We start from the raw sequence: 22,042 nt of genomic DNA, 5'->3' as shown, positions 1-22,042 counted from the left end.
TAATATGAACATCATCAGAAAAAGCGGAATGATGCCTATTAGTTAATTTTAAATACAAACTATCATTTTACTGTTTTTATATACACCGTAAGGATAAGTTTGTGAGTTCTCTCTTTTTACAATCGATAAAAGAAACCATGATTGCCCGGCATTACTCCAAAAACACCATCAATTCATACCTTTATTGGATTAAGTTCTACATCCTTTTTCATAAAAAACAACACCCGGCAAAACTAGGAGACAATGACGTAACGCAATTCCTTGAATTTCTCGCGGTAAAACGAAATGTTGCCGCAAAAACACAGGCGTCGGCACTTAATGCACTTGTTTTCCTCTATAAGGAAATAATTAAAATTCCGCTCGATCTAAACTTAAACTTTGTCCGCTCGAAACGTGATCAAAAATTACCAACCGTATTAACTACAACAGAACTTCAGTTAATAATGAACCACATTCCACCTAACTACGAATTGACCATAAAACTGCTGTACGGATCAGGTCTCAGGCTAATGGAATGTTTACGCTTGCGTTATCATGATATTGATTTTGACTATGGTGCAATTCGAATCTGGCAAGCCAAGGGAAGAACAGTACTGGAGCAAGTGGCGTAAAAAGTCCCCTTTCGTATTTAAAACTCTAAGTCAGGTCAACGCAACCGACTTAATTTGACACCAAACATTCATACCGGTATGCAGGTTTAAATCATGATGTGATTTCACCGTGATATTGGCCAGTAACTTCAATCCGTTGACAAACTGCAGTACCAGAATCTCATGGCCATTAGGGACATCCGGCAGACGGATATCGGCAATTTTGGCTGGAAGACGGTTCAGCATAGACGTTCCGTGCGGCTCATCCAGACAAACCGACACGTCTGATGCCAGAATACGGCAGCGGTACTGATCGCCCTTTTCCCCGATGACTCTGGGGGCCAGAATCGGAACACCTCCGGCATCCAGCCGGGTAATGTTATGATCAAGATACTCCGCCACTGTGGTATCAAAAATACTGCCGACTTCGCTGCCGAACACATTCTCAAAACGCGGATCAGACATCACCGTCTGCGCCGTATCACTGACTAGAATGGACCCGTTTTCAAACACCACCACATGATCAGCCAGCCTTGCCAGTTCCTGAACAGAATGCGTCACATAAATAATCGGAATGGAAAGTTCGCTACGCAGCTTTTCCAGATACGGCAGAATTTCCTGCTTGCGTTTTACATCCAGTGCCGATAGCGGTTCATCCATCAAAAGCAGTCTGGGCGACGTTAACAGTGCCCGGGCAATGGCGACTCTTTGCTTCTCTCCGCCGGAAAGCTGATGCGGTGCCCGGTCCAGCAAATGACCGATTCCCAGCAGTTCAGTCATAGCGTCCAGCGTTATCCGCCGCTCAGACGACGGCACCCGTTTTTTCCCGAACAGAAGATTCGCTTTCACCGACAGGTGCGGAAACAAACCGGATTCCTGAAAAACATACCCCATAGGACGCTGATAGGTCGGCACAAATAACCGGCGATCCGAATCCTGCCAGATATCATCACCCACAGAAAAATAAGAGTGTTCAAACTGCTCCAGACCGGCCATCGACCGCAGACAGGTGGTTTTCCCGGAACCGGAATGCCCGAAAAGAACCGTAATACCCGCGCCGGGTAACGTTAAATTCACATCAAGGACAAACGACTCATGACGAATACAGAATTTGGCGTAAATATCACTCAAAAAAGATCCTTAGCTAAACCGGTAGCGATTATTCATCCAGTACATAATAAGCAGCGACGCAAAGGAAAAGGTAACCAGTCCCCCGGCCAGAATATGCGCTTTTCCGAATTCAAGCGCCTCTACATAGTTATAGATTTCAACGGACATGACCCGGGTCTTTCCGGGAATGTTACCGCCAATCATCAGCACGACACCAAACTCGCCAAGTGTATGACAAAAACCCATGATCGCCGCAGAGAAAACACCCGGCCAGGCAAGGGGTAAAGTGACATGGAAGAACGTATCCAGTGGCGCAGCTCTTAATGTCGCCGCCACTTCCATCGGCTGACGACCAATGGCAACAAACGCGTTTTTTAAAGGCTGAATCACAAAAGGAAGAGAATGAATCGTACAGGCCAGCGCTATCCCCGAAAATGAGAAAGGCAACTGACCGATACCCACATAATTCAGTGCCTGCCCGACCGAACCGTTCGGCCCAAGCAAAATAAGAAGATAAAACCCCAGAACCGTCGGCGGCAAAACCATAGGTAAAGAGCACAGTGCTTCCACAGCCCCACGGAAAGGTCGTTTCGTAACACTTAACCACCAGCTGATTGGCACACCGACCAACAGCAAAGCAAACGTAACCAATAATGCCAGTTTCAGCGTTGTTGTTACCACAAGCCAGTCAACCATTGTTCTGCTCTCCGGACGATTTGTCGGTATTTACTGATAACCGTAACTTTTGATGATCGCCTGAGCGCGATCCGTTTTCAGGTAATCCAGAAACGCTTTGACCACTTTATTATCTTTCCCCGACGCTAACGTTACTGCATCCTGCCGGATCTCGTCGTAATCGGCAATCGGAACTTCCCAGTACGATCCGGTTTTATACCGGCCGTTTTTATACACCTGAGATTTGGCAATAAATCCCAGTTCCGCATTATCGGTCACAATGTACTGGTACGTCGGGTTCAGTCCTTTGCCCATCACCAGTTTGTCGCTGACCTGATTCCAGAGGTTCATTTTGGTCAGGGACTGTTTCGCGGCTAAGCCATAAGGCGCCAGTTTCGGGTTAGCGATAGCCAGATGAGAAAAGGCGCTGTTTTTCAGCATATCCGTTAATGTTATTCCCGCTTTTTCAGACCAGAGTACCAGCGTGCCCCGGGCATAAGTAAACTCGTGAAACCCTTTTCCGGCCGCAGTGAGTTTCTCCGGCCTGGCTTTGTCGGCAGCAAAAAACAGATCAAACGGTGCTCCGTTAATAATCTGGGCATACAACTGCCCCGTCGACCCGGTACTGATTTCAAGCGAATCCGGTGTCACTTTGCTAAAATCCTGATTCAGTGCTTTCATCGGGCCGAAAAAGTTATTCGCAACGGCGACCATTGCCGTTTCCGCCTGAACGCCACCTGCGATGATGGCGGTAACCAACCCGGCAATTATCCTTAATCGCATACTATTTTGTCCTTCATCATTCGGTTTTTACTCTGATTAATTAATTGATTGATCCACTGTTTCTGTAAATAATTTCTGGCTCTGGCTTTGTGTTTCTCCTGCAGAAATGGCCAGACCTCCTCAAACGTCGCCACTTTGGCTTCTTTTTTCTGACGATACTGAACGAGATGGAATCCGATTTCGGTTTCAATGGGGTGGCTTATTTGATGAGGTTCCAGAAGATAGAGAGCATCTGTAATCTGAGGGTAAAGTTTGCCTTCCTCACACCATCCCAGATACCCATTGTTCATGGCACTCGGGCATTCTGAATAACGGACGGCATACTGCTCAAACGATTTTGACAGCACTTTCTCGTAAATATCACCGATTCTCTTTAAGGCATTTACCCGGGTGTTTTCTTCGTATTCATCATTGATGGTGATAAGAATCTGACTCATTTCCCAGGTTGTTGAACGGGAAAACTCCAACCGGTGTTTCTGGTAGTACAACCGGGCTTTGTCGATGTCCAGCGGCGGTATGTCGGAGACCACTTCGTCTAAGACGCGGTCACACATCAGTTGATCCCGCAAAGATTGTCTCAGCCCGTCAACCGTCAGATGCTGAGAAGCCAGAGCATGTTTAAAGTCAGCCTTTGACGGGTAGTTATCGATGCATTCTTTAAACGCTTTATCCAATTCCCCCGACCGGACCGGCTCAATGGTTTCGGCTTCACCGGAAGACAGTATCAGCGTCTGAATCATGGACATATTCTGTACTTTTTCTTCCACTTCCGAGCGCTGCATTGCTGAAAGGTATTCCGGGTTGAGCTGGTAGGTTTCCGTCGATATTTTTGCCATCAGATAGCGTTTCTTCTGATCATCCATGATGTCTCTCCTTTTTTATCCGTTTCCCCTGTGTTACGGTTTCGTTCCTACGCCTGACATTCAGGTTGCACAAAAACGCCGGCATCCAGCTGAAACCTCAGAGAAGCCAGTTCCACTTCATACTTCAGTGCCCCGTTTTCCAGATCCCGCAGTGAACGCTGAATTTCAACAATGTCGCCTTTCTGAGCAATGATTTCGCCGTCCATAGCCAGACTGCGGGTCAGCTTTGCCTTATCAAATGCGTTGAACATACGTGGAATCCATGGTACCCCGGCGGGTATCAGTTCTGTATCCCGGATCCCGATAACACGGTTCACATCCGGAAAAAAGATCTGAAAAATAATCTGTGTCTGAAGAAAATACCCATAGGTTCGCACAATCCCGAGGCTTCCGGCTTCAACCAGTAATCCACCCTTATCCAGCTCAGTAAAACTGCCGTCGTTTCTGACATTACGGATAACCCGGACTTCTTCTCCGGATTCAAACCTGACCTTTCCTGTTCCTTCCATGTCTTTCTCCCTTTTAGTCCGAGCACTCCGTGCAGCCGTTACATCCACCGGCTTCAAAGGCCAGTTCCCGCCCCAGCGAAATCTGCCTGTAAGCCGTACATAAGGCCTGCTTATAGCGTTCATACTGAGGCGGACCCGACTCTTCCGGCAGCAACTTCTGATACATTCTCAGGAGCTGAACCCGTTTGATCTGAACCAGCTTCGGATCATAGGGAATTTTGAAATAATCAAGGAAATCTTCCGCTGTCGATAACGCTTCGATATCAGCCATGAAGTCTCCGGATAAAGTGACGTCCATTCACCCTCCTACGACATCTTGTTGTTCGACAAATGACATCAGGTCATCATTACCCGGAACCCGTTTACAGGTTTCGGACCATTCTCTCAATGCGTCCCGGACATGCTCACACTGAGAGCGGGTCAGTACGATGCCCATTTCCCGGTAAATCGCATTAATAGCGTGCAGACCGGAATGTTTACCCAACACAAAGTGGTGCTCCCGGCCAATCAGAGAAGGGGAAAAACTCTGATAGTTATTCACATCTTTTAATAAACCATCGATATGAATACCGGATTCATGGGTAAACGCATAAGCCCCCACAATGGCTTTCTGAGGTGAAAGTGTCCGTCCGGAAACAATGTGCAGATAATGGCAAAGTGCCGGTATTTTTGAGAGATCGACATCGGTTTCCGATTTATTCAACACCTTCAACGCCACAGCGACCTCTTCCAGTGCCGCATTACCCGCCCGTTCTCCCAGTCCCGTCACTGTAGTATTAACACTGTAAGCGCCGGCATCAATGGCAGCCAGCGTATTGGCCGTCGCCAGACCGAGATCGTTATGCGCGTGCATTTCTACCTGCAAATCGCTCTGCAGTTTCAAATCCACCACTTTCTGATAGGTAGAGATGGGGTCAAGGATGCCCAACGTATCTGCAAAACGAACCCGTTTTGCTCCGGCCAGCTGAGCAATGTCTACAACCCGGTAAAGGATATCCGGGTCAGCCCGTGACGCATCTTCCATTCCGAGACAGACTGAAAAACCGTTATCCATTGCCCGTTTAATATTTTCCTCACAACGTTCCAGCAATTTCTTCAGTGAGATGTTCAGCTTGCTCTTTATCTGCTGGTCAGAAACCGGAACAGACAGGTCAAGCCAGTCGAGACCAAGGCCGGATGCCAGGTGAATATCTTTCTCTGTCATCCGGCACCAGGCCATCGTATCAGCACTGGTTAATGAACCGGTGATAGCCTGTATTGTCGCCCGTTCTCTCTCTCCCATCGCGGGTATTCCAACTTCCAGCTCCTGAATACCCGCAGACTCCAGCATCAGTGCGATATGCACTTTTTCATCCTGAGAGAAACCGACACCGGGGCTCTGTTCACCATCCCGCAGCGTCGTATCATTCAGAACCACCGCCGGCAATGCACCTGTGACATAAGCCATACGATGTCCTCCTATGCATAACTTGGTGCAAAGACCTCAGCAGAACCCTGATTCGTTTCGTTATCCCAGTATGGCGATAACATTCTCAATCGGGTCACTATCTCCGGCAACGTATTCAGGACATGGTCAATGTCTTCATCTTTGGTAAAACGGGATAAAGAAAAACGCAATGTGCCGTGGGCTGCCGTAAACGGTATTTGCATGGCTTTCATCACATGTGACGGTTCCAGTGAACCCGACGTACATGCCGAACCGGAAGACGCCGCAATACCGGCCTGATTGAGCAATAAAAGCAACGCCTCCCCTTCTACGTATTCCACAGCAATATTGGTGGTATTCGGTACCCGGTCCGCCGGATTACCGGTGATAAACGTATTCGGAATACGGGCAAGTAACCCCTGTTCCAGCCTGTCACGTAACAGTTTAATACGGTGTACTTCACTATCGAGAGCATAGTATGCCAGCTCAGCCGCTTTCCCCAGTGCGATCACGGAAGCCGCATTTTCAGTCCCGGCCCGGCGGCCACGTTCCTGATGTCCGCCGCGTAACAGAGGACGGAACCGGGTACCCCGTTTGACGTACAGCACTCCGATGCCTTTCGGTGCATGAAACTTGTGTCCGGAAATCGACAACATATCCACATCGGTGGTGTTTACATCAATGGGATATTTCCCCGCCACCTGTACGGCATCAACATGGAACTGAACCCCGGCTTTTTTCGCCATACGGGCCAGTTTTTCAATCGGGAATAAGGTTCCGGTTTCATTGTTGGCCCACATCAGAGACACAATAGCAACATTCTCATTCAGTGCTGCTTCATATTCAGCAAGATTCAACCGGCCTTTTCTGTCAACGCTGATCCAGTGAATGCGATAGCCTTTGCGCTCCAGGTGCTGGCAAAGCTGTAATGTCGCCGGATGCTCAACCTGAGAAGTAATGATCTCCTTCTTATGAGGGAACGCTTCAACGGCCGACAAAATCGCCGTCGTCGTGGCTTCTGTCGCGCAGGACGTAAAAATGATTTCGCTGGCATACTGAGCACCAATCAGCAGTTGTACCTGTTCGCGGGCAATTTCCATTGCCTGACCAACCCGTGCACCCAACTTATGAATAGAAGACGGATTACCATAAAATTCGCCCAGATAAGGAATCATCACATCCAGAACCCGGGGATCAACACGGGTCGTTGCATTGTTGTCCAGATAAACCATGGATCCGGCAGTTTGTGTATCAGGCATCATAAGTTGCCTCCTTTTTGCTCTCTTCCGGAGCTTCCTGTACCGGGAATACCGTTACCGCCTCGCCCAGGGCTTTTGACACTTTATGTTCAACGTTAGCCAGTGTCAGCCCCGCCAGACCACAGCCGGTACAAGTGCCGGTAAGCGAAATAAACACAATATTATCTTCAATATCGACCAGCTTAATTTCACCGCCATCGGCAAGCACAGCCGGACGGACTTCATCAATGACTTTTTCCACAATAGCCCAGACACCGTCATCGGCTTTTTCGGCCACTGACTTTGTCTTAATCTGAGCCACTGTCTCAGATTGCTCTGCCGCCAGAATCACAGAAGACTCCGCTTCCGCCGCCATCTCAGCCAGACAGTCTTCCAGAACCCATTCAATTTTTTCATGACAGGATGTACAGGCACCACCGGCTTTGGTGTAATTAATCACTTCATCCAGCGTGGTCAGGTTATTGGCTTTCACCACCCGTTTAATCATCAGGTCATCAACCGCAAAGCACTTGCAAATCAGTTCCCCTTCCTCATGGTCATCATCCACGTCTTCGCCCCGGTAATCAGCGACTGCCGCATGTAACGCTTCCATTCCCATCACGGAACAATGCATTTTTTCGGGGGGCAACCCATCTAAAAATTCGGCAATATCATTATTCGTTACCGCTAACGCGTCGTCGACGGTCTTACCAATGATCATTTCGGTTAACGCAGAAGAAGACGCAATGGCACTACCACAACCAAATGTCTGAAATCCGGCATCTTCTATCACTTCTGAATCCGGGTTAATTTTTAACGTCAGACTCAGGGCATCGCCACAACTAATTGACCCCACATCGCCTTTTGCATTGGCATCTTCAACCAATTTGGCGTTTCTCGGATGAAAAAAATGTTCTTTGACTTTCTCTGAATAATCCCACATAAGTGCTCCTTACCATGTGCAGACCGACGCTCATGAATCGAATCCTTCCGTGTCGGTTTTCTGGATCGTCAACCGGGTAAATTTCTCGGCATGTAACAACGTTGTTAAATTACGTCTGCAATTGTTAAGCCAGCTTTAAAAATGTGAGGTAAGTCATTGAGTTGAGTGGGAATAACGTTCTTTGTGCGTTATTTACTTACATATCAATCCAACATTTTGTCGGTTTTATGCCATGATTGTCACATAACAAATTGTCGGATAACAGACGAATACAGAAAAGGATGGCACCGGGCCATCCTTAAAATTACTTTAATATCATGATGTTGCCGGAGAGAACGTCTGACAGTTTTTAGGACAGACCTTACTACAGGCCATGCAGCCTATGCAGTCATTTTCATTTTCTATGGTCATGACCATCATGACTTCATCGTCATCATAATAATCATCGTCATCATCTTCATCAGCCTCTTTTTCTATGAGGTTAAACACATCTCTCGAACACACCTTATAACACCGGCCACAGCCAATACAATCGTCCTGATTGATCTCCTGTATAAATTGCGGTTCCCATTCTTCGCCTCCACGGGTCAGGCTTTTAATATTACTCATACCATTGCTTCCCTTCAGTCATATATCTGATTTGTTATTCCGGGTTTACCAGTCTTCATCCATCAGTTGTGAAAGCCGCTGAGCTTTCTTCACTTCCGGTTCTTCTGTTTTCTCTTTCTGTTTAATCGCTCTTGCCAGCCATCCGGTCGGCTCACTGTTCAGTTCTTCCTTTATATCCACCAGCAGTTCATGAATACCACTACCTTCAACCACTTTGACCGGATGAATGTTCTTTTCCAAAAGCTGACGAATGGCAGAAGCGCCACAGGCATTGCAAAAAACCGCCGAACATCCGGACAGATCCGCAATCCGGGTTGGCAGTTTATCGTGTGTTGTCGCCGATAATTCTGCATATTCAATGGCTTCCATCAGGTGCCATCCTTCTACACTTACCCCATAAACCAACATGGTTTTACAACTGCCAAAATGCTGATCCACCCGTTTTCTGCTGTAAGTCGCGAACGCCACTTTCAGGGCAAAATCATCCTCTCCCGGGCCGGGCTCAATATGCAGTTTGCGTTCACTGATTTTCATGCCGCCCCCTTCTTAACAACCTCATCCGCTTCAAAACGGTACTGGCTGACGTGAGGAGAAACTTCATCAACATGATGACGGAGCAAATGATTAGCCATGGTAAACAACCGTTCCCGGCAGCCTTCATAACCAACTTGTCTGAAATCCATATTACCGAACTGATCATGGCAGGGATATCCGGCACGCAATACCGGATAATCCGGCTCAAATATGTGTGCGGCATGGGTGTTACTAATCAACAACTGAGCACCGGACTCTTTCATATCGATGGTCGATAAATCTCCAATATCAACGCGCAATGCAGGCAAAGTTTCCAACACTGCCGCGTCAACCGTGGTGACCACCTGAGTGACCGTACTCCCCATACTGCTTAATAACTGGCAATAACCGGATGCTAAATCCGGTTCAAGCGCAATACAAAACCGTTCATTGGACAATAAAAAATGACTGTCGACCATCGCATCCTGCAGACGCTCTCTGGCCCGGGTTATCCATGCCGGAACCGGCTGTTCACTCAGTTGTGACAAGGCCATGATCAATTCATCGGTCTGTTCCATTGTCATTCCCATACCAATATTAAGATACGGAATGTGAAAACGAGTCTTAAGCCATTTTGCTGTCGCTTCAAATGAAGGGCCGACCACAATGGTCAGATCGCTTTCGGACATCATTTCGACCTCAAGGACTGACGTGCCGCCCATACTGGTCGGAGAAAAATCTTTTTTGTCTAAATGCCCGTCAAGAGACAACGATAAATCTGGGACAAAAATCGCATTCAGATCAAAGGCGTCCGTATACCGCCGTAAGGTTTCAACATCTGCCGATGTACACCCGACTGAGCACAGAACATTCACCTGTTTTCGTTGCGTATGACGCTCAGACGGTTCCGCCACCAGTTGACGGATAATGCAGTCGACCGCCTGTACGTAACCGGTTTGCATTGACCCGATAAAGTCCGGCGTATGCATATACACAATACGAATGGCACTGAACTGTGGATGGTCTTTTTTAAAATCCGCTACGATCCGGTAGATATCTGTTCCCTGCATTTCCGTCAGTCCGGAAGTAAACAGTGCGATCATCTCCGGTGCATGCTTTTCACACAGCAACGTCAGAGCCTCGTACAGATTCTCATCTCCCCCCATCACAGCAGAAACATGATCAATGGCAGTATTCTGAATGGGCATGGCCTCACGCAGATGCTGAATAAGAAATATTTTAATGAATGCCCCACACCCCTGAGCACCATGCATCAATGGGATGGTTCCCTGAAATCCCATACTGGCTAATGTTGCACCCGCAGCAGGACTGGCTTTCAGAGGCTGGGAAACCAAAGGTTTATTTTGTTTTCTGACGGTGACCATAATAGATTCTCCCTCCGGTTAACCGGCATTGGTTACGGTTAAATCAACCGGTTGTTCTCCGGCTTCCCAGGGTGCATCACTGCGGATCGCTTTCCAGATAGGGCTGTTGATTGTCCGGCACAGTTCTTGCGCAAACACAATCATTCCCTTATAACCGGCGTAAGGATGATGCCGTTCCTGGTTAACATCAAGAAACGGAATTTTCGCTTTCACCGCCGTATACATATTCCGTCCACCGGCAATAAAGATATCGGCATCATACTGATAGTAAGTATCCAGAAGTTGTCTGGCTCCGCCTTCATCGAGCATCAGAGCATTTTCACCCATAATGTCCATGATTCGTTTTTTATCAGACTGCGTCGATTTTTTCGTCCCGGTTGCGACGACCTCAATACCTAATTCAGCCAGTGCCGTAATCACAGACCAGGATTTCACACCCCCTGAATACAAAAGGGCTTTCTTCCCTTCAAGCAATTTGCGATAAGGTTCCAGCAACTGCCGGGTTTTGGTTTCTTCCCTTTCAATCAGGGCTTCTGTTTCTTCTGTTAACTTAGGATCACCGATAATTTCGGCAAATGACCGTAATGCCGCAGAGGTATCTTCAATGCCATAAAAACTGCCTTCAAACCAGGGAACACCCCATTGCTCTTTTAACTGGCGGGCCACATTAACCTGAGCACGTGAACACACCACCATGGCCGCATCCGCCCGGTGCATCGTCTGAATCTGATGAAACTGGGTATCCCCGGCAAGGCAACACAAAACCCGCATACCTAATTCTTCAAATAACGGGGACACATGCCAGAACTCACCGCAAATATTGTATTCACCAATAAACACAATATCGTGAACATGCCGGCTGGGATCATGTCCCATTCTGGGTTTCTCCGGTGGCTCCGCCGTGCCGACGACCTTATCGACCATGACACTCCCCGCGATCCGGTTTCCAAGGTTTTTATTGCCATAGAAACCTGCCGCATCCACCGCAATCACCGGAATGCCCCACTTCTCCTGAGCCAGAGCACAAATTGCCTCGATATCATTGCCTTCCAGTGCGGGAACACAGGTCATATAGACAAAAACAGCCGGTGGCTGATGTTCGGTAATCAGTTGTTTAATAGCATGCAACAGACGTTTTTCTGCCCGCCCCATGATAACGTCCTGTTCATTCAGATCAGTAGTAAATCCGTAACGGAATAAGTTTTTTCCCAGAGCTCTTGTTCCCCGGTTATTCCAGGTATTGCCCGCACATCCGATAGGGCCATGTACAATATGGCCGACATCGGCAATGGGCAATAAGCTGATTTGTGCGCCATCAAAAGTACATCCACCTGCGGTTGCCCCGGGTTTGGCGCGGCTACACCCACTTTTGTTGCCTTTGTTGTGCTCGCATGCCGGTTCATCCTGCAATAGTTTGATATCAGATCGTTTCATAGCGCCTCCAGCACTTTTCCCGTCATTCCCTCTGAACAAGAACAATACTGCAAAGAATAAGCCACTCATAACAACCTGATAAATAATAATATTTAATTATAAAAATGGAATTCCTAACAAGGTATTGTCATAAATACGACAAAAAGCAGACAAAAGAAAACGCGCAGAGTTTTTGGTGTCCGGGATGATCATGTTTCAACTCAATCAGAAAAAATCAGGCAGGTGATTCGAAAAGAGCAAAAAGCGTCCTTTTTGCTCTCATTTTCCCGGAGTAATTCAGACCCGATGAATTATACTACCTGTATTTCATCACCTTTCTGCTCATTTAACACTATAGTCTGAGCTCTTTTAATGAAATTAAAATCCGTAGAAGTTGCACTGGTATAAGCCCCCATCATCCGGCTAACAATAAGGTCTCCATTCTTCAGCTTGGGTAGCAAAATATTTTCCGAAATCACATCAATACTATCGCAGGTCGGACCGGCTAATACACTGGGATAGTTTTTTATGCCTTCCCTGAGTGACACGATTGGATAGTCGGCATCATCAAACATCAACCCACTGAAAGAACCATAAATACCGTCATCAAGATAATACCAGTGTTTACCCTCTCTTTGTGCCTGACCAACGACGGACGCAATACTCATCACCGATGGCGCCACAATAAAACGTCCGGGCTCAGCTAAGACCATGACGGTTTCCGGAAGTTGTGACAACGCCTGATTAATGGGACGACAAAATTCATCAATAGGCATCACCTCTTTTGAATAACAAACCGGGAAGCCACCCCCGATATCCAGTGTACTCAATGCAGGCAACCCAATTGATACTACCCGTTGCATTAATGCATTACATGCATTTATTGCTTCAACATACTTCTTGGGATTCATTGTCTGAGAACCCACATGAAATGAAAGACCTTTGATATAAATACCCAGAGCTTTTGCCCGAAACATAATTCGGATCGCATCATCAGACTGACATCCGAATTTCTTTGACAAATCAGCAAATACATCAGCATTTCTGAAACTCAGGCGAATCAGTATCTGAACCCGATCCCGGTATGGAATAAACTTTTCCAGTTCATTTATATTATCAACCACAAACACATTGCATCCATAGGACAACGCATCCTGAATATCTTTATCTTTCTTAATCGGATGGGTATGAATAGTTTGTTCCGGAGGCACGCCTAATGACGCAACCAAGTCGATTTCACCGGTCGAGGCTAAATCAAAATTTGCACCCTCTTCTAACAGCGAGCGGACAACCGATTCATGCGGTAAGGGTTTTAACGCGAAATGTAAAATAACACCCGGTAAAGCCGCGCTTAACGCCCGGTATTGTTGTCTGACAATATTGCAATCCAGTAGCAGCAACGGTGTGCCATACTGACTGGCAGACGACTTAACCCATTGCCTTTCTTTTAAGCTCAAAGAAGAATAAGGTTTTGAAAAAACGGAATAGTCTAACGCTGTCTGTGCCATAAAGCCCTCCCAGAGTAAATCACTTTTCACTGTTATGAAAAGTTGAGCGTCAATAAGCGCGGCCTGATTACCGCAGTCAAAGTCACTCTTGGATAGTTGCTCTATTGCCTTGTCACAAACAGCCTGTGATGTACTCGGATTGGCTATCATCAAGAAGCAGGCGGATATTAATCTCAGATGATTATCCGTGCAAGAAAAAATGTATCATTTTTAAATTTAATTTAAATTTTTCTAAAAGAAAAAATAGCCGGACTCATTACAAATACTTAATGACCTGATTCTAAAAAATAATTAATATGACGCCTGTACTTAAGCCATGTTCTTTCTAAAATAGAATTAGCAATTTCAGGTTTATCCAGCATTCTGACAAAATGCTCTTCTTCTTCATTTTCAGGGTAAATATCACCGATTTCCAATCGATACATGGTTTCCCCCCAATAAATCAAAATATCCTCTTCCATATCAGAAAAAAAACCGGACTCAACAAATCCATCGGGAAAGTTTTCCCTATCTTCAAAATGGTTTTTCCCCATACGTAAACAAATATGATCCATTATCTTCACTAACTCATTAAATCCTTACTGTTAAATAACAAGTAAATGGAAACATATCCAATTAATTAAATTATTCCCGTCGACAAAATTAATTTATCAACTATTAATTAATATTAACTGAGAAATATTTTTTATCGTAAAGATAAAATTTTTTTTCTTTCAAAGAATAAATATTACAACTAAGTTCACACCAAACTTATTCTCATATAACTGGAAAATTCATGCGAATTGCCATCTTATCCAGAAATGAATCACTATATTCAACACGCCGTTTGAAAGAAGCCGGCGAAGCAAAAGGGCATCAGATTGATATTATCGATACCTTGCATTGCTATATGGATATCACCAGCAATAATCCTAAAGTACGTTATCAGGGAAAAGAGTTGCCTCAATATGATGCGGTTATCCCGCGAATTGGCTCTTCGATCACCTTCTACGGTACTGCCGTTGTTCGCCAGTTTGAAATGATGGGAACATTTTGTGTCAATGAGTCCATCGCCATTAGCCGATCAAGGGATAAACTCCGCTCTCTGCAATTACTCTCCCGCAAGGGAATCGGATTGCCAAGAACCGGATTCGCAAGCAAACCCGACAAAATTCAAGATTTAATCCGAAATGTCGGTGGTGCACCTCTGGTCATTAAATTACTGGAAGGGACACAGGGTATCGGTGTTGTTCTTGCAGAAACCAATAAAGCGGCAGAAAGCGTTATAGAAGCGTTTATGGGGTTAAAAGCGAATATTCTGGTACAGGAGTTTATAAAAGAAGCCGGTGGAGCAGATATCCGCTGTTTTGTCGTCGGTAATAAAGTGATCGCCGCAATGAAACGGCAGGCGGAGGATGGTGAATTTCGTTCCAACTTACATCGGGGAGGAAGCGCTCAGCTCGTCCGTCTGACCAAAGAAGAGCGACTTACCGCAATTAATGCCGCCAAGGCAATGGGACTGAATTTATGTGGCGTTGACATTCTTCAATCCAACAGAGGGCCTGTCGTTATGGAAGTGAATTCATCCCCGGGTCTGGAGGGAATTGAAACTGCGACAGGCAAAGACGTCGCCGGAATGATCTACGACTTCATCGAAAAAAGCGCCAAACCCAATGCGAATAAAACGCGAGGGAAAGGCTGATGTCAGATACTCTGTCAATTGCTGATGTGGATATCAAACCAGGCGAAAAGTGTCAGATTGACATCCCCGTAGCAAGGCTTTATACCGACACCGAATTATCCATTCCCGTTCATGTTCAACGAGCGGAGAAAAAAGGACCGACAGTATTTGTCAGTGCCGCCGTACATGGTGATGAACTTAACGGTATCGAGATTATACGGCGATTGATACAGCTTAATTTAAATGTCATCAGAGGTACGCTTATTTTAGTTCCGATGGTGAATGTGTATGGAGTGTTAAACCAAAGCCGATATTTACCAGACAGAAGAGATTTAAATCGTAGTTTTCCGGGGTCATTAAAAGGATCTCTTGCAGCCAGACTTGCTAATAAATTCATGACGAATATTGTCCGGCATTGTGACTACGGAATCGATCTGCATACTGGCGCAATACACAGATCGAACCTGCCACAAATCAGAGCAAATTTAAGCGATGAAAAAACACTCAATCTGGCGGAAGTTTTTGGTGTTCCTGTACTGATTAATTCGGTTCTGAGAGATGGTTCGCTGCGTGAAGCCGCGACAGAAAAAGGCACCCGAATTCTGCTTTATGAAGCCGGAGAAGCATTAAGATTTGACGAGCTGTCTATTCAGGCGGGAGTGAGAGGTGTCAAAAATATATTGATGAACCTGGGGTTATTACGAAAACATCGCAGTAAAAAAAGAAAGATAGAGCCATTTGTTGCCAATAAAAGCGAATGGATTCGGGCGGCAGGAAGTGGGTTTGTCAACGAGTTTACACACCTTGGAGAACAAGTGGAAAAAGGACAAATTTTAGCTGAAATCAACTCTCCGCTTGGCGATCTGATTCAAACCGTTATCTCAACACGTTCAGGAATCGTAATTGGTAAACAGAAAATTCCCTTAGTTCAAGAAGGCGATGCTTTATTCCATATCGCCTATTTTGGTAAAGATGAAAATACGGTGGCGGAACACATTGAATTAATGCAAGAAACAATACTCACCTGACACACAAGAGATCCGAACTTAATGAATAGACTGATTATAGGAAACCTTGAATTATGTAATTTGCCCGAACTGGGTATTTTTGAATTAGAAGTACGTGTGGATACCGGTGCAAAAACATCCTCTTTACACGTTGATAACATCCGAAAGTTCAGAAAAAAAGGCAAGCTCTACGTAGAATTTGACCTTCATCCAGATATTTACAATGTTGAGCAAGCGGTAAAATGCTCAGCACCTGTGGTTGACTGCAGAAAAATCAAATCCTCTAACGGAGAATCCGAGCAACGGTATGTTATTCAAACTATATTCGGCATTGGAGATCAAACGTGGCCAATTGAAATTACGCTTACCAACCGTCAGGAAATGAGTTATCTGATGCTTCTCGGACGAGAAGGTATGGGAGATAGGGTTTATGTTGACCCGAGCAGAGCGTTTACTTTGGTTGAAGCATCACAACAATCAGATCAGGGAAAAGAGTGATGACAGATTTTAATCAGCAGCAAATCACCGAAAACAGTCCTGAGTTACTGGCTGAGTTCATCAATGCCATAGAAACAAGTGAAGACCTAAGTTTTCTCCAGACATGTCAGGATGCGGAAATTGCCAATATTCTGGAATCGGTCAATATTCCTTACCGTCGTTCAATAATAGAAGCAATTTCGGCTGATAAATACTGGTCAATCCTCACCTTATTAAAATATGAAACCGCCAAACACATACACACTTCATTACCAGAAGATCTGGCGAGTCACCGATTATCGTTGATCACCGAAAACGATGTCATCACATTCTCAGATTTTTTACCTGCTGATTTTGTTGACGAATACCTTCTAACACAAAGCGAAGAAACCATAGCACATATCCAGCAGGCACTGTCTTACAGTGATGACCAGATTGGCCGCTATGCAGAATCATCTTTTCTGGTTGCAAACACAAAAAACAGTGTAGGCCGGATAAAAAATGAAATTATGAAAAGAGCGGACAACCCAATACGCCTGATCATTGTGATTAACTCAACCGGCATTGTCGGAATCATAACTCCGGATGTACTTCTAAGGTATGAGAACGATGTAAAACTGACGTCTCTGATTACATTAACGCCTATTTTAGACGATACCCAAAGCATTTATGACGTCAGTAAACAAGTCTCAATTGACACCAATAATCTGTGGTATCCGGTACTAAGTAGTGGAAAAGTCATGGGGATAATATCCATGGCAACGATTGCACAAACACTACGCGAACTCAGCCTTCAGGCTATCGTACAGGAAAATGTTAAAAGTGAAGAAGATTTATTTACTCCACTAAGTCTTGCAACTCGTCTGAGAGCATTGTGGCTAGTCATAAACCTCATCACAGCTTTTGCAGCCTCCGCCATTATAGGCATATTTGATAATGTTGTAGAACAGGTTGTCGCACTTGCAATTCTCATGCCAGTGGTTGCCAGCATGGGTGGTATTGCCGGAAGTCAGACACTGGCAGTGTCTCTACGGGGGATCGCTTTAAACCATTTGCATAAAAGCAACTTAAAGCTGCTGGTCAATAAAGAGTTAAAAATCGCAATAATAAACGGCAGTGTCATGGGATTGGCAATTGGTTGTATTGTTTACTACCTGTTTAACTCATTGCCATTGGCGATCATTATGTTTTGTGCTATTGCGGTTAACAGCCTGGCCGCCGCCCTGTCCGGAACACTCATTCCATTTGTTCTTAAGAAATTCCGGATAGACCCTGCAGTAGCAGGATCTGTCGTGCTGACAACCGTCACAGATGTCATCGGTTTCATTGTTTTTTTGGGTTTAGGCGCCATTTTCCTCATTTAAGCTTTTATCTGAATTAAACGTGTTCACCTTTTTGTACCACAGTTTCATAAAACATTCGGTTATTTTTTGTTCTAAAAGGTGCGCCTCTTCCGTAGGACAAAAAATGGTAATGGAAATAACCTGATGTGTCAGATCCGATGTGTGTATGTCAATAAATGGCTCGATTGACGTAGCCTCAATTTCTAATCTTTTACTGATCAAGCTGGAATAACGGGAAGCTACGTCCTTAAACGGAAGAATTAACTCATTTATTGTTTGAGTTATCGGGTCACGAAGCTCAAAAAGATTCACACTGTTATCTCGGTAGATGGAAAATTTATGCATGACATAGCGACGCATAAAATTCAGGCTAATGACTGGTTGAGTCAGTAAGGCACTATTCATAATAGTAATAGAGCGGCCTGTATAACTGTAGCCGTTTTCAAAATCTACTTCCAAGAGACGAAATTTGATCCAGTCTATATCCGCTACTTCACCGTACTGTTCATTAATTTTTATCCAGTCGCCAACACGGAACGGACGATTCATTACCCATGTAAAAAAACCTAATAAGCATTGCAGCAGTTCTTTAGTCGCAATAACAATCGCCACGGTAAACGCCGCGACCGAAATAGCAAAATTTTGCAACTCTGATAACCAGACAAAAGCAATACCAATCGCAACGCCCAGGTTACTAAGATTTCTGGCCACACTGATCCAGTTCTTTTGACGTTCTTCCAGAGGACGGTTGGTTCTTCGGATGACGGCAATCCAAACCGCTTTAATAATCCATACCCCAACAATCAGGATAATGGTTAGCACAACTTTTGGAGGAATAGAAATATCAGAAATAACCATGACCAGCACTCTTCTTTCACACATGAATTAGGGGTAGAACCAAGCGGCAATTATAGGTCAAAGTGGCTATCTGTCACGCGATAACACACCTATATTCCTGAGTAGATGGCGAATTATTTTTATGCTTTCAATAATAAATTTTTATTATCTTTCGATTTATTTAAATTGAAAAAAAGAATGTGGTGACGAACAAAAAAAGGCGCTTCACTCTTCGTGAAGCGCAATAACAAGACCCGAGCAACTTTCTACATACTGAGTCAGTGAACTACAACCACTGACACTGTGTGCTGCAAGAAAAAGGTCAAAAAATGAAAAGGAACGGAAAGGTTCGTGAAACCCTGTATCATCTTCAGAGCACACAGTAAAAACGAGATTCGGGTATTGTTCTTTTAATGGTTTTAAATCCGGCTCAGACTGGCATTGATTGGCTTCTATCCACACACCAATGGCCTCAATCTGCGCTTCATTAACACAACCTGACTGAATATCCCGCATCTTAATACTCCATCTCAGGAACAATATGATGCTCCGGCTCCAGCCCCATCACTTTCCTTAACCACGGTGGGGCCTTATATTTGATCACATCCGATAACTCCGACAGTGCCACATCAGCAGAGACCGGGGTCGTTTTCTTAATCGGATGCACATCGGCCCGGGTCACTCTGGCTGCTGCCGGACCGCCAATGGATAAAGTGAACAAAATCTGACAATCTCTGATCAGGTCAACCATATAAATGGCCCGTCCTTCCCCTTTCAGATCCGATTTTATTTCACGGACATCAATAAGCTGATGCGTTTCGTGATTCACTTCGTAAATAAGCACTCTCATACAGGACCCATAATGACCGTTGATCATTTCACCCTGATTAGAAGTGATCGCCACTCTGAGCTTAGGTCCGGTTAATGGTGGCGCTGACTTAACTTCCGGTGCACCGACATCGCTTGCTTCCGGGTTGGTTAAAACCGCCAGTGCACTGGTCACCTCTTTGCGGGTTGGCCCGTCCCCGAGGGAGCCCACCATCACCCGAAATGCTTTAGGAGAAAGGCCAACTAATTTGGCTTCAGAAAGTGGCTCACCCAGGTGCTGAATCAACAAGCCCAACAGTGAACTCAGTTCAATATTTGGTAGTAAGCGGCTGGCAATGGCTACCCGTAATGCCGCTTCCTGTGAAATTAAAGATGATTGCATCACATTACCTCCTTCCATGAGAGAGTCTGGCTATGTCAGTTAAGCCGCCTGTAACCGTTTCGCCCTGACCGTTATGGGCAGTCTGGGCTTTTCGTCCATCGGATCGATGTAATAAATCGCACCACCCGCTAAATGCACTTCACCGCCCCATTTGTCGTCATCATCAAATTCAAAGTGGGTAATTTCTTCTTCTAAATCCTTCTTTGCCAGATATAACGACAACTTCCCCAATTCATTGTACTGAATCATCACATTAGCCATAACCTGTTCCATCCTTGCAATTGTCTGAAAAACAGGCTGATACCAATGTATCAGCCTGATATATGCTAGCGAACTAAATCAAATCCAAGATCGGTTGAACCAAGCTCGATAGTTTCGCGATCCACTTTCGCCAACACTTCATTTACCAGTGTGGTCAGGACATACATCGCGCCTTCGTAACCTAACGTCGCATTACGATGGAGGTGGTGACGGTCAAAAATCGGGAATCCGATTCTCACCAACGGGACTTCAAACTCAGGTCCTTTCGCTAAGGTATCGCGTTCGATAAATTTACCGTACGAGTTACCAATCAATAGATCCGGTTTTTCAGTAAACATTAATGAACGCAGGTGCCATAAGTCTTTACCAACAAACACCTGAGCTTCTGCACCATATGGCGTTTCAGCAAGCTGAGCTTCCATTTGTTTTCTCCAACGCTTGTTGGCGTTATGGCAGAATACATGCTTAATGTCGCAGCCCAGTTCGGTCAGGAATTTACACATACCGAATAAATAGTCCGGGTCTCCGTACAGAGACACTTTGACTCCATGTAACCAGGTATGTGAATCGGTAATCATATCCACTAAACGTCCACGTTCTTTAGTGAGGGATTCAGGGATTGGCTTTCCGGTTAACTCAGCAACTTTCATGACAAAGTCATCTGTCCATTCAAGTCCCATCGGGATGTTCAGCTTAGGAACATCCTGTTTCCAGGTACCTTCAATGAATTTTTTCGTTTTCACCAACTGGTTTTGTTGCAGTAGCAGAGTCGCACTTGCATTTGGCGCATCTTTCACTTCAGAGAGAGGCGTACCGCCGGAATACATACGATATTCACCATCTGCCGGCGTATCCAGAACTTCGGACGGATCAGACAGGAACGAATAATCAACGTCCATTTCGTCCAGCATTCTCTTGATAACCCGATAATTACCCAGGTAAGTTTCAAAACCGGGAATAATATTTATTTTGCCATTACTACCCGGCGTTTTATCTTCCATGGATGATTTAGTGAAATAACTCAGGATACCTTCCATCATGTTATCCCAGCCGGTCACATGACTACCGACAAAGCTCGGCGTATGTGCAAACGGGGTCGGAACCTCTTGTGGCAGATGACCTTTTGCTTTTGCGTTACCAATAAAGGCACTCAGGTCATCACCGATAACCTCCGCCATACAGGTTGTCGAAACGGCAATCACTTCAGGTTTATACAGCGCATAGGCGTTTTCTAAACCCTGGAACATATTTCCCTGACCACCAAATACTGCCGCGTCTTCGGTCATTGAGTCAGAAACACAAGCCACCGGCTCTTTAAAATGACGGTTAAAGTAGGTTCTGAAATAAGCGACACAGCCCTGAGAGCCATGAACATATGGCAAAGTTTTTTCAAAACCAAGCGAGCATAAGACCGCCCCAAGAGGCTGACACGCTTTGGCCGGGTCAATCGTAATATGTTTACGGGCAAAGTTAAGTTCTTTGTACTCTTCGGTGGTTGTCCACTCAAACGTTTCCTTAACTTTCGCTTCGTCTACTGCATATTCAAACGCATCTTTTCTCTTGAATAACGTTTGATACTCTGGTTGCTGGAACAGCTTATAACCAGTTTTAATATCATCAACTTTTTGAGTCATGAGTCTTCTCCTGCCGTGCCACTCATCTGTGAACTTCCGGCTCGGTTA

Annotated in this window: 25 protein-coding genes; 5 read left to right on the top strand and 20 right to left on the bottom strand. The window is 45.3% G+C overall.

Annotation, left to right across the window (positions count from 1 at the left end; translation table 11 throughout):
* Positions 1-101 precede the first annotated feature (101 nt).
* A complete protein-coding gene (locus tag LRQ06_RS16390) occupies positions 102-611 on the top strand; it encodes a phage integrase N-terminal SAM-like domain-containing protein (protein ID WP_232768123.1) in 510 nt (169 codons plus the stop codon).
* Positions 612-641: 30 nt separating this feature from the next.
* Here the strand turns inward: LRQ06_RS16390 and modC are convergent, their stop codons facing one another.
* From modC to maoP, 15 genes are all read right to left on the bottom strand, one after another.
* The gene (gene modC, locus LRQ06_RS16385; RefSeq protein ID WP_232768122.1) at positions 642-1,721 is read right to left on the bottom strand and encodes a molybdenum ABC transporter ATP-binding protein; all 1,080 of its coding nucleotides are present in this window, start codon (positions 1,719-1,721) and stop codon (positions 642-644) included.
* Positions 1,722-1,730: 9 nt separating this feature from the next.
* A complete protein-coding gene (gene modB / locus LRQ06_RS16380) occupies positions 1,731-2,396 on the bottom strand; it encodes a molybdate ABC transporter permease subunit (RefSeq protein ID WP_232768121.1) in 666 nt (221 codons plus the stop codon).
* Between the two features lie 30 nt (positions 2,397-2,426).
* Positions 2,427-3,158 (bottom strand): molybdate ABC transporter substrate-binding protein, encoded by a 732-nt coding sequence (gene modA, locus LRQ06_RS16375; protein WP_232768120.1) that lies wholly within the window; start codon positions 3,156-3,158, stop codon positions 2,427-2,429.
* Positions 3,149-4,021, bottom strand: coding sequence for a peptidylprolyl isomerase (locus LRQ06_RS16370; protein WP_232768119.1), 873 nt, complete (start codon positions 4,019-4,021; stop codon positions 3,149-3,151). The genes modA and LRQ06_RS16370 overlap by 10 nt, the downstream gene beginning before the upstream one ends.
* 47 nt (positions 4,022-4,068) lie before the next feature.
* A complete protein-coding gene (locus LRQ06_RS16365; protein WP_232768118.1) occupies positions 4,069-4,530 on the bottom strand; it encodes a nitrogen fixation protein NifZ in 462 nt (153 codons plus the stop codon).
* Between the two features lie 13 nt (positions 4,531-4,543).
* Positions 4,544-4,828 (bottom strand): nitrogenase-stabilizing/protective protein NifW, encoded by a 285-nt coding sequence (locus LRQ06_RS16360; protein ID WP_232768117.1) that lies wholly within the window; start codon positions 4,826-4,828, stop codon positions 4,544-4,546.
* Positions 4,829-5,977 (bottom strand): homocitrate synthase, encoded by a 1,149-nt coding sequence (gene nifV, locus LRQ06_RS16355; RefSeq protein WP_232768116.1) that lies wholly within the window; start codon positions 5,975-5,977, stop codon positions 4,829-4,831.
* Between the two features lie 11 nt (positions 5,978-5,988).
* The gene (gene nifS / locus LRQ06_RS16350; RefSeq protein WP_232768115.1) at positions 5,989-7,218 is read right to left on the bottom strand and encodes a cysteine desulfurase NifS; all 1,230 of its coding nucleotides are present in this window, start codon (positions 7,216-7,218) and stop codon (positions 5,989-5,991) included.
* Positions 7,208-8,137 carry a Fe-S cluster assembly protein NifU gene (nifU, locus tag LRQ06_RS16345; RefSeq protein ID WP_232768114.1) on the bottom strand — a complete coding sequence of 310 codons (930 nt, stop codon included), beginning with the start codon at positions 8,135-8,137 and terminating at the stop codon, positions 7,208-7,210. Before nifU ends, nifS begins: the two co-directional genes overlap by 11 nt.
* 315 nt (positions 8,138-8,452) lie before the next feature.
* Positions 8,453-8,746, bottom strand: coding sequence for a ferredoxin III, nif-specific (gene fdxB / locus LRQ06_RS16340; protein ID WP_232768113.1), 294 nt, complete (start codon positions 8,744-8,746; stop codon positions 8,453-8,455).
* A gap of 45 nt (positions 8,747-8,791) precedes the next feature.
* Positions 8,792-9,280, bottom strand: a complete 489-nt coding sequence (locus LRQ06_RS16335) for a NifB/NifX family molybdenum-iron cluster-binding protein (protein ID WP_232768112.1) — start codon at positions 9,278-9,280, stop codon at positions 8,792-8,794.
* A complete protein-coding gene (nifN, locus tag LRQ06_RS16330; RefSeq protein ID WP_232768111.1) occupies positions 9,277-10,644 on the bottom strand; it encodes a nitrogenase iron-molybdenum cofactor biosynthesis protein NifN in 1,368 nt (455 codons plus the stop codon). Before nifN ends, LRQ06_RS16335 begins: the two co-directional genes overlap by 4 nt.
* 18 nt (positions 10,645-10,662) lie before the next feature.
* A complete protein-coding gene (nifE, locus tag LRQ06_RS16325) occupies positions 10,663-12,078 on the bottom strand; it encodes a nitrogenase iron-molybdenum cofactor biosynthesis protein NifE (RefSeq protein ID WP_232768110.1) in 1,416 nt (471 codons plus the stop codon).
* A gap of 290 nt (positions 12,079-12,368) precedes the next feature.
* Complete coding sequence (locus LRQ06_RS16320; RefSeq protein WP_232768109.1) at positions 12,369-13,565, bottom strand: type III PLP-dependent enzyme; 1,197 nt, start codon at positions 13,563-13,565, stop codon at positions 12,369-12,371.
* A 266-nt stretch (positions 13,566-13,831) separates the two neighbouring features.
* Positions 13,832-14,119 (bottom strand): DUF413 domain-containing protein, encoded by a 288-nt coding sequence (gene maoP / locus LRQ06_RS16315; RefSeq protein ID WP_232769001.1) that lies wholly within the window; start codon positions 14,117-14,119, stop codon positions 13,832-13,834.
* A gap of 221 nt (positions 14,120-14,340) precedes the next feature.
* On the opposite strand from maoP, the gene rimK reads away from it, so the two are divergent.
* From rimK to LRQ06_RS16295, 4 genes are read left to right on the top strand one after another with little or no spacing between them, the layout of a single operon-like run.
* Complete coding sequence (rimK, locus tag LRQ06_RS16310; protein ID WP_232768108.1) at positions 14,341-15,246, top strand: 30S ribosomal protein S6--L-glutamate ligase; 906 nt, start codon at positions 14,341-14,343, stop codon at positions 15,244-15,246.
* On the top strand, positions 15,246-16,253 hold the full coding sequence (locus LRQ06_RS16305; protein WP_232768107.1) for a succinylglutamate desuccinylase/aspartoacylase family protein: 1,008 nt from the start codon (positions 15,246-15,248) through the stop codon (positions 16,251-16,253). Before rimK ends, LRQ06_RS16305 begins: the two co-directional genes overlap by 1 nt.
* 21 nt (positions 16,254-16,274) lie before the next feature.
* Complete coding sequence (locus tag LRQ06_RS16300; protein WP_232768106.1) at positions 16,275-16,730, top strand: ATP-dependent zinc protease family protein; 456 nt, start codon at positions 16,275-16,277, stop codon at positions 16,728-16,730.
* On the top strand, positions 16,730-18,073 hold the full coding sequence (locus LRQ06_RS16295; RefSeq protein WP_232768105.1) for a magnesium transporter: 1,344 nt from the start codon (positions 16,730-16,732) through the stop codon (positions 18,071-18,073). Before LRQ06_RS16300 ends, LRQ06_RS16295 begins: the two co-directional genes overlap by 1 nt.
* Here the strand turns inward: LRQ06_RS16295 and LRQ06_RS16290 are convergent.
* The 5 genes from LRQ06_RS16290 to nifK all read right to left on the bottom strand — a co-directional run bounded on the left by LRQ06_RS16290 (position 18,050) and on the right by nifK (position 21,994).
* Entirely contained in the window at positions 18,050-18,910 is an 861-nt protein-coding gene (locus tag LRQ06_RS16290; protein WP_232768104.1) for a mechanosensitive ion channel family protein, read from the bottom strand. The genes LRQ06_RS16295 and LRQ06_RS16290 overlap by 24 nt on opposite strands.
* A 204-nt stretch (positions 18,911-19,114) precedes the next feature.
* Positions 19,115-19,405 carry a DUF6129 family protein gene (locus tag LRQ06_RS16285; RefSeq protein WP_232768103.1) on the bottom strand — a complete coding sequence of 97 codons (291 nt, stop codon included), beginning with the start codon at positions 19,403-19,405 and terminating at the stop codon, positions 19,115-19,117.
* 1 nt (position 19,406) lies between these two features.
* Positions 19,407-20,099, bottom strand: a complete 693-nt coding sequence (locus LRQ06_RS16280) for a NifB/NifX family molybdenum-iron cluster-binding protein (RefSeq protein WP_232768102.1) — start codon at positions 20,097-20,099, stop codon at positions 19,407-19,409.
* Between the two features lie 39 nt (positions 20,100-20,138).
* The gene (gene nifT, locus LRQ06_RS16275) at positions 20,139-20,360 is read right to left on the bottom strand and encodes a putative nitrogen fixation protein NifT (RefSeq protein ID WP_232768101.1); all 222 of its coding nucleotides are present in this window, start codon (positions 20,358-20,360) and stop codon (positions 20,139-20,141) included.
* Between the two features lie 65 nt (positions 20,361-20,425).
* On the bottom strand, positions 20,426-21,994 hold the full coding sequence (nifK, locus tag LRQ06_RS16270; protein ID WP_232768100.1) for a nitrogenase molybdenum-iron protein subunit beta: 1,569 nt from the start codon (positions 21,992-21,994) through the stop codon (positions 20,426-20,428).
* Between the last annotated feature and the right edge of the window lie 48 nt (positions 21,995-22,042).

Source organism: Vibrio salinus (assembly GCF_021272385.1).
Lineage (GTDB): Bacteria > Pseudomonadota > Gammaproteobacteria > Enterobacterales > Vibrionaceae > Vibrio > Vibrio salinus.
Note: the sequence above shows the minus strand (reverse complement) of the source record. Positions and strands in the feature narration are given on the sequence as shown.